Raw genomic sequence first — 11,718 nt, 5'->3', positions numbered from 1 at the left:
TATATTTTCCCAAAAGAAGAGGAGGCAGAGAATGATAATTAATAATTTTAAACCTTTTAACGGTCAACACTGTGAAACAACTGCCACCGGAAGTTTACTTCAGCATTTAGGAATTTATTTTTCCGAACCCTTACTCTTTGGATTAGGTGGAGGGTTAAGCTTCATTATTTGGAATAGGAAAACAATGGATTTCCCTTTTATTGGAGGGAGAATAAAAACTGATTTATTGACTCAGAATATTACCCGGCATCTTAACTTGAAGTTTAAGGTTCAGGAAACCTCTTCAGTGAAAAAAGCCTGGGAGAACGTAAAAGAAAAGATTGATTTAGGTATTCCGGTGGGAATAAAGCTGGACTCTTATTATCTGGACTATTTTACTAAAAAATTTTATTTCGCTGGTCATTATGTAGCTATGTATGGATATGATGAAAATAATGCTTATCTGGTGGATACTATCCAACAGGGTGGATTGGTGAAAACTTCTTTAAAGAACCTTGAACTGGCCAGGAATGAAAAAGGACCGATGTCATCTAAAAATCTCTCTTATACCTTTCAGACTACCAATAAAAAATATGACCTAAAGAAAGAAATAATGCAGGCTATCAGCGATAACGCTAAAAATTACTTGAATCCTCCTATCGAAAATATTAGCTATAAAGGTATCTTAAAGGCCAGTAAAGAAATAATAAAATGGTTTAAGAGAAGTAAAGATGTGGAAGGAGATTTTAAAACAACTGCCATGTTAATGGAAAAAGCCGGTACCGGCGGGGCACTGTTCAGAAATCTTTATCGAGACTTTTTAAAAGAAAGTTATCAGCTGTTAAAAGTAGAAGAAATAAAAAAAGCTTACGGTTTATTTGTTAATATTGCCCAGTTGTGGAGAACAGTTTCTAAATTATTTATGAAAGCAGGAGATAAGAAGGACATGGTGTATGTCAATAAGGCCTCAGATGTATTAGCAGAAATATCCCACCAAGAAAAAGAAGCGATGAGTATTTTGTTAAAGATAGGTCAAGAAATAATCCTTCAACAAGTTTAATATTTTTTGAGAAATGGAGTATATATCTTGAAATTTTTATGCTGGTGTGATAAAAAGTAATTAGAAAAAGAGCTATTTTTTAGTAAAATACTGCAACAAGGTAATTTATAGTGTTCTCAGATAATAAATAGGAAAGGTAAACAGAAAATGGAAGAAAAAATTGTTTATTTCGAAAAACCGGGAAAAGAAAATACCGCAGAAGTTATAAAATTAGTTCTAGAAAGGGCCAAATTAAGAAATATCCACCGGATTGTTCTGGCCTCAACCAAGGGGAATACTGCAAAATCATTCTTAGATGCTGTGGAGGGGAAGGATGTTAATTTAGTGGTAGTTCCCTGGCAATTCAGTTTTAAAGAGGAGGGGAATCCTTTTCCGCAAGAATTAGCAAATGAACTACGGGGAAAGAAACATGTGGTACACTTTGGAACGATGCTATTTCATACTGTTGATTTATATGGGACAAATACACCACAGGCCTTGGCTAATATGCTTAGAGTTTTTGGACAAGGAATGAAGGTATGTGTGGAGATAATTATGATGGCTTGTGATGGCGGCTGTATAAAAATGGGCGAAAAAGTAATTGTAGTTGCCGGGACGCATTCTGGTGCAGATACAGCAGTGGTAGCTACTGCAGCACCCAGTACCAAGGTAACTTTACTACGAATTAATGAGATTATTTGTAAACCTATTTTATAATTCTTAATAAGAAAAAATTAATAAGTAATATTTCCATTATAATTATCAAAGTAGTAATTTTAATTGAATCACTTATGGAGATAAATATCTATTAAACTCATATTTTTCAACTTATTCGTTTGGTTGGATTTTATAGAAATAAAAATATTAATTAAATTAATAAGGAGGGGAAAAGATGTTTAAATTTATTTTACTTATATTGTTCTTTATGGGTATGGCGAGCTCAGCGAATGCTCAGACTCAATTTGAAACAGATATTATCACCACCTCTGCTGGTGATCTAAAAATTACCTTTATCGGTCACGGCAGCTTAATCTTTACCTTTAATGGAAAAGTTATTCATATTGACCCCTACGGTGAGCTGGCGGATTACTCTATACTTCCTAAAGCAGATATTATTCTGATAACCCACGAGCATAGCGACCATTTTGACTTAGCAGTAATCAAGATGTTACGAACTAATAAAACCGAATTGGTTCTTACGGAAACCTGTGCCCAGAAGATTTCAGGTGGTATGGTTATGAAGAATGGGGGGGTGCAAACTGTTCAGGGGATAAAAATTGAGGCAGTGCCAGCATACAATATTATTCATAAACGTGATAATGGTCAACCCTTCCATCCGCAGGGTGTAGGAAATGGGTATATCCTGACCTTTGGTGATAAACGAATCTATGTGGCCGGTGATACCGAAAATATTCCCGAGATGAAAACAATACAGGGAGTTGATGTAGCTTTTTTACCTATGAATCTGCCCTACACGATGACACCGGGGATGGTTGCTGATGCTGCAAAAGTCTTAAAGCCGAAAATCCTGTACCCCTATCATTACGGTGATACGGATACTTCTAAACTGGTGGAATTGCTGAAGGATGAGCAGGAGATTGAAGTGCGTATTCGTAAGATGAGCTAAACCTACGATTTTATATTATTCTAATTTTTTGGAGAAATTTGATGCCCAAAAAACTCTCCGCCAATATGCTCTATAACTACGTCAAATGTCCTCACCGTGTAAGATTAGATCTTTTTGGAGATTATTCAAAACAAGATCCCATCAGTGTATTTGTCAAATTATTATGGGAAAAGGGTACTGATTTTGAAAAACAAGTAATCCAGGGTTTGGAGTTACCATTTTTAGATTTAAGCTCCTACTCAGGAATGGAAAGAGAAAAGCGAACCAAAGAAGCTATTGACCGTGGCGAAGATTTAATCTATGGTGGAAGAATCAGTACCGAGGGGCTGGTCGGCGAACCTGATCTTTTAAGAAAATATGGTAAGGGCTACATTAGCGGTGATATTAAGAGCGGTTCCGGTTTAGAGGGAGAAAATGATACCTCCGAAGGTAAGCTGAAAGTCCACTATGCAGTCCAGCTTGCCCTTTATACCGATATCCTGGAAAGACTCGGTATATCGGGAGGCCGAACCCCTTTTATTTGGGATATCCAGGGACGAGAAATTGAATATGATTTAAATTCACCCCAAAGTATACGAAAAATAGAATCCTGGTGGGTTAGATATGAAAATTGTTTAGAGGCAGTTAGTAAAATAGCGAACCAGGACTTAAAAACTTTGCCTGCCTATTCAGGAATATGCAAATTATGCCAATGGCGGACTTATTGCTTTAGATGTTTAAAAAAGGCTAATGATTTAACCTTGATACCGGAACTGGGTCGGGTAAAAAGAGATGCGATGATTAGCTATATAGATTCCGTTTCTGATTTTGCCACCATTGATTTGGAGATGTTTAAAAGGAAAAATAAAACCATTTTCCCAGGTATCGGGATAGAAAGCCTGCGAAAATTTCAAGAAAGAGCAATCCTTTTATCAAAAAAAGATTCCCAACCCTATTTGAAAGAGCAAGTCACCTTACCAGATGCCTCCACTGAATTATTTTTCGATATTGAGACCGATCCGCTGAGAGATATCTGCTATCTGCATGGTTTTCTGGAACGTCGCAATCGAGATACTACCACCGAGCGATATGTTTCTTTCTTTTCCGACCAACCAAATAAAGAAGAACAAAAACAAGCCTTTGGTAAAGCCTGGGAATTTATTCAAAGATCAATGCCCTGTATCATTTATTATTATTCACCCTATGAAAAAACCCAATGGAAAAAATTGCAAGAAAAATATCCCGAGGTGATGTCCAAAGACGATATAGAAGGGATGTTTAATTCCGGTTATGCAATTGATCTCTACCTTGATGTGGTGAAGAAAAAAACAGAATGGCCCACTAATGATTACTCTATTAAAACATTAGCCTCCTATCTGGGATTTCGTTGGCGGGATACCAGTCCATCCGGTGCTGAATCTATTGAGTGGTATCATCGATGGGTAGAGACCGGTGATGAAAACATAAAAAAGAGGATTCTCCAATACAATGAAGATGACTGTATTGCCACCCGCGTTTTATTGGAGGGTATTTGTTCATTACCTTTATTGTCAGGGGACGGTCCTTTGACAAAGTTTTAGATTATAGATATAATAAATTAAATAAAAAAAGATAAAAGGTAAACAATATGTCTAGACAAAGAAGAAAATTAAGTTCAAGTCAAATTTATCATGTTATGCTTCGAGGTAATTCTGGAAGAGATATTTTTATTGATGATGAAGATAAGCATAGATTTTTAAATATTCTGACTAACAAGAAAAAGGATAATGAATTTGTTATTTATGCCTATTGTCTAATGGATAATCATATCCATTTACTTTTAAAAGAGAATAAAGATAATATTTCTCATATAATGAAGAGGATTGGTACTGCTTATGCAGTGTATTTTAACAAAAAATACCAGCAGAATGGTCACCTCTTTCAAGATAGATTTAAGAGTGAAGTTATAGAAGGCGAACTATATTTATTAGCGGTTATCCGTTATATCCACAATAATCCCCTCAAGGCCAGATTAGTAAAATTGCCAGAAGATTATAAGTGGAGTTCTTATTCTGAATATCTTAAAAATCGGACTAAAATGGTTATAGTAGAAGATATTTTAAAGCTATTTTCTAAGAATTTATCAAAAGCTCTCCCTTTATTTATGAAATTTTCTCAAGCAGAAGATAATCATGATTTTTTAGAATACAAAGAAGATAATCAGACTAAGAAAGATATAAATACTTATCAAAAGGCCTCTAATTTCCGTGACCAATATTTAAAAAGAAATCATTTTGAACTTATTTTATTAAGAAAGAGAAGAAACAAAATATTTCGTGATAAGCTGATAAGGGAATTAAAGGAGAAATCAATATTATCGAATAGAGAAATCGCTAATCTTTTAGAGATTAATCGAGGAATTGTGCAATTAGTTAAGTTATAAAAAGTTTATAGACTTTGTCAAAGGACCGTCCCTTGACAAATTATAGTCAGGAAATGATTCCGGTAATCTTTATCGCCGTATAGACCAGAAGAAGGGATAGGATAATGTTTAAAATGGTTCTTAATTTTGCCTGATGCAAATATTGGTTAATGATTGCCCCGAATAAAGCCCAGGTTAAAATAGAGCAGAAGCCTAGGAGGGCAAAGCCCAATGAGAATAGAACTATATAGAAAAAATTGCCGATAAGGGGATTTAGAAAGACCGAATAAAGGGTCAAGCCATAAATGATTCCTTTAGGATTTAAAAATTGGAGCAATACACCTTTATAAAAACCCCAAAGATACTGATTAGTTTTTTCCTTAAAGGAAAAGCTAGTTTTAAAAGTGCCATAGGCTAAGTAGAGAATATAGGTCGCTCCAATCCAACGCAGGATAGGTTCAATAGAGGGAATGGCCGTGAGAAGCAGATTAGAAAAAAATCCACAAAGCAAAAGCAGTAAGAAAAATCCGGTAATAATTCCAAAGAGGTAAGGCCTAGTTTTTTTAATTCCAAAATTAATACCCATAGAGGCGCAGCTCAGGTTATTAGGTCCTGGGGTGAAGGTAGTAATCAGAGCGAAGGGAATCAAAGCACTAAAGTCTATTAAGTTCATTTTTCTTCCCTCCCCGATTATTTATTTTGAATTATAATTTTTGGATTCAGGCAGTAAGTAAAAGTGTTTATCAATTTACAGTAAAAAAGTTCTATTGTCAAGAAATTTACATAAATTTACATAAGTTACAAAACCTGCTAAAATTAAAAATGTTTAAGAATAGTTAAACTTATTATATAATTTAACCGAATAATGGGTGAACTCAAGGATGATTTAAAAATAGAATATAGATAGGGTAAGGCATGAGTAAAAAGATTAAAAATGTCTGTGTATATGGTGTAGGAGGCGTTGGTGGATATTTTGGCGGGAAGATAGCTTATGAAATTAGTAAAGGTAAGCATGCTATACAGGTCTATTTTATAGCCCGAGGAGAACATTTAAAAGCCATTCGAAAACAGGGGTTACATTTACTTACTGATAAAGGAGAATTTGTTTGCTATCCGAATGTTGCTACAGATAAGGTAGAACAAATTCCTATCCCAGATTTATACTTATTGTGTGTAAAAGGGTATGACCTGGATAATACTGTTGCATCAATTTCAAAAAAGATACACCATGATACCATAATTCTTCCCTTGCTTAATGGAGTAGATATCTATGAACGTATCAGGACCAATTTGCATCAAGCGATAGTTTCGCCTGCCTGTGCCTATGTTTCCTCTAGTATTGAAAACCCCGGGACGATCAGACAAAAAGGTCCTGAGGGGCAGATCGTATTTGGTAAAGACCCAAAATATGTAGATTATAATTATACGTATCTTATTGAGTTCTTTAATGAGATGGGAATTGGCAACACCTGGTATGATAATCCCTATCCGGTAATATGGGAAAAGTATATATTTATCACTGCGCTTAGTTTAATGACCGCTTATTCAGGAAAAACGATAGGAAAAGTACTCGCTGATGATAAGTTAAAGAGTATGACGGAAAATATTATGAAAGAAGTTGTTTTAATTGGGAGAGCAAAAAATATAGATTTTGAGCAAGATATAGTGGAAAAAACTCTACAAAAAGCCAGGAATTTTCCCTACGAAACCAAGACCTCCTTTCAAAGAGATTATGAAAAAGGGAATGCCAGACATGAGGGAGATATTTTCGGAGGGACTTTAATCCGTTGGGGAAAAGAATATAATATTTCAATTCCCATCATTACAGAGGTGTATGGAGCGTTAATGGCACGGTAAAATTTAAGAGGATCTTACTTTAGGAGGGAGAAATAAATGTTGAAAGAATTAATCCAAGAAGGGTACGGGGTTAAAGAAGATTTAAATTGTGCCGAAACTATTTTGTATGCTGCTAATCAGGTTTATCATCTTAACTTAAACTCAGATTCTCTAAAACTGGCCGCTACCTTTGGTGGGGGGATGGGAATTGAAAGTGTCTGGGGTGTATTGGCTGGTTCTCTTATGGTTTTAGGAAGGCTTTTTATTAAAGAGACTGCTCACAAACATCCTGAAATTAAAGAATTAAGTAAAGAATTATTTGATACTTTTCAAAAGGAAATGGGCGATATTCTGTGTAAACCATTAAAAAATAATAGAGAAAAGGAGAAGTTAGTATGAGTGAGATTATTGACTACAAGATTTATGGGGATGACATGCAGATTGTGGAGATTGAATTAGATCCAGGTGAAGGGATAAGGGCTGAAGCAGGGGCAATGATGTATATGGACGAAAAAATAGAAATGCAAACTTCTACTGGAGGAGGCTTGTTTAAAGGATTTAAACGTATAATCACTGGTGAGTCTTTCTTTATCACCACTTTTCTTAATCAGGGAAATGGAAAAAGTCATATTGCCTTTGGAGCCCCTTTTCCAGGTAAGATAATTCCTCTGGAGATAGATAAACTGGGCGGAAAATTTTTATGCCAGAAAGATTCTTTCTTATGTGCGGCGAGAGGGATTGAAATTGAAGTAGCCTTTACTAAAAAGATTGGAGCCGGACTTTTCGGAGGAGAAGGTTTTATCCTGCAGCGATTGGAAGGCGATGGGTTGGCTGATCGAATTATTGCCGCCTCTCGTTTTCATAAAAGAGAAGAACAAAAGGGCATTGCAGGTTTCGGCGGTAACATTTTAGGTGGAATATTAGGGGGAGATAAAAAATTTTAAATTATTAATCAAGGGCTTGACAGCAGGAAGTACTAAAGGATAAGATAGGTCATTAATAGAAAATATTTAGTTAGATTAAGTTTTTATTCTTCTGGAAGAAAATATAAAATAAAAGGGAAGGTTAATATGAAAATACTTCTTGTTTACCCTGAGTATCCAGAGACTTTCTGGAGCTTTAAATATGCCTTAAAGTTTATTTCTAAAAAAGCGAGTCTCCCACCTTTGGGGTTGTTAACTGTAGCTGCCTTGCTTCCTAAGGAATGGGAGAAAAAGCTGGTAGATATGACCTTAATAGAATTAATTGATAGAGACATTAAGTGGGCTGATTATATATTTATTAGTGCTATGTCTATTCAGAAGGAATCTGTGAAGAAGATAGTTGATAAATGCAAAAAGTTAGGGGCTAAGATAGTGGCAGGCGGTCCACTTTTTACCTCTGAATATGAAGATTTTAAGGAGATAGATTATTTTGTACTTAATGAAGCTGAAATTACTTTGCCTTCTTTTTTAAAAGATTTAGAAGAAGGACATCCTAAACATCTTTACACTTCGGATCAATGGGTAGATATAAAAAATACACCTATTCCACTTTGGGAACTAGTTGATCTAAATAAATATGCCACTATGTGCATTCAATATTCTCGAGGTTGTCCCTTTAATTGTGAATTTTGTGATGTTACCTTACTTTTTGGGCATAAAATGCGGCTTAAAATTAAAGATCAGATACTCGCAGAATTAGATAGTCTCTACTCACGGGGATGGAGAGGTGGAGTATTTATTGTCGACGACAATTTTATCGGCAACAAGAGAGAGTTAAAAAACGAGGTACTTCCCGCCATAATTGATTGGATGGAAGAGCGAAAACATCCTTTCTCTTTTACTACTCAGGCTAGCATAAATCTATCCGATGATGAGGAGCTTATGCAGTTAATGGTTCGGGCCGGATTTGGTTCAGTATTTGTGGGTATTGAGACTCCTAATGAAGAGAGTTTAGCTGAATGCAACAAATTGCAAAATAAAAATCGTGATCTAATAGCTTGTGTTAAAAGGATGCAAAAATCTGGTTTAATAGTTAATGGAGGATTTATTGTGGGCTTTGATAATGATCCGCCTTTAATTTTCGAAAGAATAATTGAATTCATTCAAAAAAGTGGAATTGTAAGTGCTATGGTCGGATTATTAAATGCTCCTCGCGGCACCAAACTTTACCAGAAACTGGTTAAGGAAAATAGATTGCTTCAGGAAGCTTCTGGTGATAATACTGACCTTTCTATTAACTTTATCCCTAAAATGAAATATAAAACGCTTATTGATGGTTATAAAAAAGTATTAAGTACAATTTATTCCCCCAAATATTACTATGCACGTCTCCTGACCCTTTTAAAGAATACTAAACCTTTACAAAAAAATAAATATCAATTCCATCTTTATTATCTTACCGGATTTTTTAAATCTATCTGGCATCTGGGTATAGTAGGGAAGGAAAGAACTTATTATTGGAAACTCTTTTTCTGGTCTTTATTTCGACGCCCACAACTTCTTCCTATGGTAATAACCTACGCTGTATATGGATTCCATTTCCGTAAGATTTACGAAAATTATTAATTATACTGGTAACAAAAGTTTTGACTGAACTTGACATCTATGTTATAATTTTAAAAATGAATATTTAAAAGCTAAGCGTGGGAGAAGTAGCAGATTACAAAATTGGACAGAGAGTCGTTTATGGTGAGAATCGACAAAAGATTTTAAATAATTTGTGAAATGGACCCACAAGCTTCGGGCTAAAAGGGCTAAAATAGCCTGAGTAAGTTTTGACGGATTTTTCCACCGTGAAAAGGAAAAGTATATCGGTATATAATTAATGTACTGGTATTCTATAGAGTAGGATTTTCTAAATAAAAATCCTATTAGAGTGGTACCACGGAATTAACCTTTCGTCTCTCAGAAATGAAAGGTTTTTTTATTTACAATTTATATTATATACCCATATGCCATATAAGAGGAGTTTAATAATTAAGACTGTATATTATATTAATTTATTAGACTCAATAAGGGTGGCACCGCGGAAAAATAGCTCTCCGTCCCTATTATTAAAATAAGCTGGGATGGAGAGCTATTTTTTTAACCAAGGAGGTGCAATATGTTCATATTACGTAATTGGCCCCCTTAAGGGGGCAAAGACTATTTTCAAAAGAGAGTAATAGAAATAAAAGAAAACTTAATTAGAGAAAATAATTTTAAAAATAAAAGGAGAAAAAGATGAAAAGAGTTAAATTTGTTCTTGATGAAAAAGAAATGCCGACTACCTGGTATAATATTCTGGCCGATTTACCTGAATCACTTCCACCTCCTTTGCACCCGGCAACCAGGAAACCAATTAAGCCTGATGACCTTACTCCCTTATTCCCCATGGCTTTAATTGAACAGGAAATGAGTACCCAGCGGTATATTGAAATTCCGGAAGAAGTACAGGATATTTATCGAATGTGGAGGCCAACTACCCTTTATCGGGCCTGGAGATTAGAGAAAGCATTGGATACACCGGCTAAGATTTATTATAAATATGAAGGGAGTAGTCCTTCTGGAAGTCATAAACCCAATACTGCAGTAGCTCAAGCTTACTATAATAAAAAAGAAGGAATTAAGCGAATAACTACTGAAACGGGAGCAGGTCAGTGGGGTAGTGCCTTATCTTTTGCTGGTGCCTGTTTTGGTCTGGAGATTAAAGTATATATGGTTAAAATCAGTTATATGCAAAAACCTTATCGTAGAGTAATGATGCAGACCTGGGGGGCAAACTGTATTCCTAGTCCTTCTCCTGATACCCAAGCCGGGAGAGATATGTTGGCTAAAGATCCTGATTGTCCCGGAAGTCTTGGTCTGGCTATTAGTGAGGCGGTAGAGGAGGCCGCTAAGCGTGATGATACCCATTATTCCTTAGGAAGCGTATTAAATCATGTCTTGCTGCATCAGACTATCATTGGATTAGAATCAAAGAAGGTTATGGAACAGATTGGTGAATATCCCGATATTATTATTGGATGTGTGGGGGGAGGATCAAACTTTGCCGGTCTTTTCTTACCATTTTTAAAAGATAAAATTGAAGGGTTGAAGCCTGATTTAAGGATAATATGTGTTGAACCGGCAAGTTGTCCGACTTTAACCAGGGGTCCTTATAGTTATGATTATGGTGATGTAGCTGGGCTTACTCCTTTATTAAAGATGTATACTCTGGGACATGGTTTTATTCCTCCACCAGTTCATGCCGGAGGTTTGAGGTATCATGGTATGGCTCCTATTATCAGTCATTTACTTAAATTAGGATTAGTTGAAGCACGAGCAGAACACCAATTGGGGACTTTTCAGGCTGGAGTGACCTTTGCCAGAAATGAAGGTATTATTAGTGCTCCGGAAACCAACCATGCCATTAGAGCTACTATCGATGAAGCACTTAAATGTAAAGAATCTGGAGAGGCAAAAACTATATTATTAGGTCTTAGTGGACATGGTCATATGGATATGGCTGCATATGAGGCTTATTTTGCCGGAAAATTAAAAGATTATGCCTATCCTAAGGAAAAAATTGAAGAAGCCTTAAGAGAATTACCAAAAATTTAAAATAAAATATTTAGGTAAGGGGATTTTTCTATCTTATTTTACTCTAAAACAATAGAAATTTCCCCTGCCTGAATATACCAAATCAAGAAATTTCCTTTTTGAAAAACTACTATTATAAATAATGGTTGTAACCCAAAAAGTAAACAAACCTGTCCTCGACCTGATTGGGGAATGGTAATGTAGGGGTCGGATTTATCCGACCCGCTTATTTACGGGTTCGATAAATCGAACCCCTACAATATAATTATAACCAAAAAATTATAATTTACTATAAAATTATCTACAACGCACT

The 11,718-nt window shown here is 35.4% G+C and carries 11 protein-coding genes; 10 read left to right on the top strand and 1 reads right to left on the bottom strand.

What is annotated here, in order from left to right; translation table 11 throughout:
• The first annotated feature begins 31 nt into the window (after positions 1-31).
• The 5 genes from COZ07_RS02500 (at position 32) to COZ07_RS02480 (ending at position 5,046) form a co-directional block, all read left to right on the top strand.
• Positions 32-1,039 carry a BtrH N-terminal domain-containing protein gene (locus tag COZ07_RS02500; protein ID WP_406607015.1) on the top strand — a complete coding sequence of 336 codons (1,008 nt, stop codon included), beginning with the start codon at positions 32-34 and terminating at the stop codon, positions 1,037-1,039.
• Positions 1,040-1,186: 147 nt separating this feature from the next.
• Positions 1,187-1,735 carry a pyruvate kinase alpha/beta domain-containing protein gene (locus tag COZ07_RS02495; RefSeq protein ID WP_406607014.1) on the top strand — a complete coding sequence of 183 codons (549 nt, stop codon included), beginning with the start codon at positions 1,187-1,189 and terminating at the stop codon, positions 1,733-1,735.
• A 175-nt stretch (positions 1,736-1,910) separates the two neighbouring features.
• Positions 1,911-2,645: an MBL fold metallo-hydrolase gene (locus COZ07_RS02490; protein ID WP_406607013.1), complete on the top strand. Its 735-nt coding sequence runs from the start codon at positions 1,911-1,913 to the stop codon at positions 2,643-2,645.
• Between the two features lie 41 nt (positions 2,646-2,686).
• Entirely contained in the window at positions 2,687-4,204 is a 1,518-nt protein-coding gene (locus COZ07_RS02485) for a TM0106 family RecB-like putative nuclease (protein ID WP_406607012.1), read from the top strand.
• A gap of 47 nt (positions 4,205-4,251) precedes the next feature.
• Complete coding sequence (locus tag COZ07_RS02480; RefSeq protein WP_406607011.1) at positions 4,252-5,046, top strand: transposase; 795 nt, start codon at positions 4,252-4,254, stop codon at positions 5,044-5,046.
• Positions 5,047-5,092: 46 nt separating this feature from the next.
• Here the strand turns inward: COZ07_RS02480 and COZ07_RS02475 are convergent, their stop codons facing one another.
• Positions 5,093-5,698 (bottom strand): LysE family translocator, encoded by a 606-nt coding sequence (locus COZ07_RS02475; protein WP_406607010.1) that lies wholly within the window; start codon positions 5,696-5,698, stop codon positions 5,093-5,095.
• A 242-nt stretch (positions 5,699-5,940) separates the two neighbouring features.
• Between COZ07_RS02475 and COZ07_RS02470 the strand changes: the two genes are divergently transcribed.
• From COZ07_RS02470 to COZ07_RS02450, 5 genes are all read left to right on the top strand, one after another.
• Positions 5,941-6,882: a ketopantoate reductase family protein gene (locus COZ07_RS02470; protein ID WP_406607009.1), complete on the top strand. Its 942-nt coding sequence runs from the start codon at positions 5,941-5,943 to the stop codon at positions 6,880-6,882.
• 36 nt (positions 6,883-6,918) lie between these two features.
• Positions 6,919-7,260 (top strand): C-GCAxxG-C-C family (seleno)protein, encoded by a 342-nt coding sequence (locus COZ07_RS02465; protein ID WP_406607008.1) that lies wholly within the window; start codon positions 6,919-6,921, stop codon positions 7,258-7,260.
• Positions 7,257-7,805 (top strand): AIM24 family protein, encoded by a 549-nt coding sequence (locus COZ07_RS02460; RefSeq protein ID WP_406607007.1) that lies wholly within the window; start codon positions 7,257-7,259, stop codon positions 7,803-7,805. Before COZ07_RS02465 ends, COZ07_RS02460 begins: the two co-directional genes overlap by 4 nt.
• A 126-nt stretch (positions 7,806-7,931) precedes the next feature.
• Positions 7,932-9,410 carry a B12-binding domain-containing radical SAM protein gene (locus COZ07_RS02455; RefSeq protein ID WP_406607006.1) on the top strand — a complete coding sequence of 493 codons (1,479 nt, stop codon included), beginning with the start codon at positions 7,932-7,934 and terminating at the stop codon, positions 9,408-9,410.
• Positions 9,411-10,067: 657 nt separating this feature from the next.
• Positions 10,068-11,426, top strand: a complete 1,359-nt coding sequence (locus COZ07_RS02450) for a tryptophan synthase subunit beta (protein ID WP_406607005.1) — start codon at positions 10,068-10,070, stop codon at positions 11,424-11,426.
• Positions 11,427-11,718: the final 292 nt, after the last annotated feature.

Origin of the sequence: Candidatus Infernicultor aquiphilus, from assembly GCF_002784285.1 — a bacterium.
Taxonomy (GTDB): domain Bacteria; phylum Atribacterota; class Phoenicimicrobiia; order Phoenicimicrobiales; family Phoenicimicrobiaceae; genus Infernicultor; species Infernicultor aquiphilus.
This window is presented reverse-complemented; position numbering and strand designations above follow the sequence as displayed.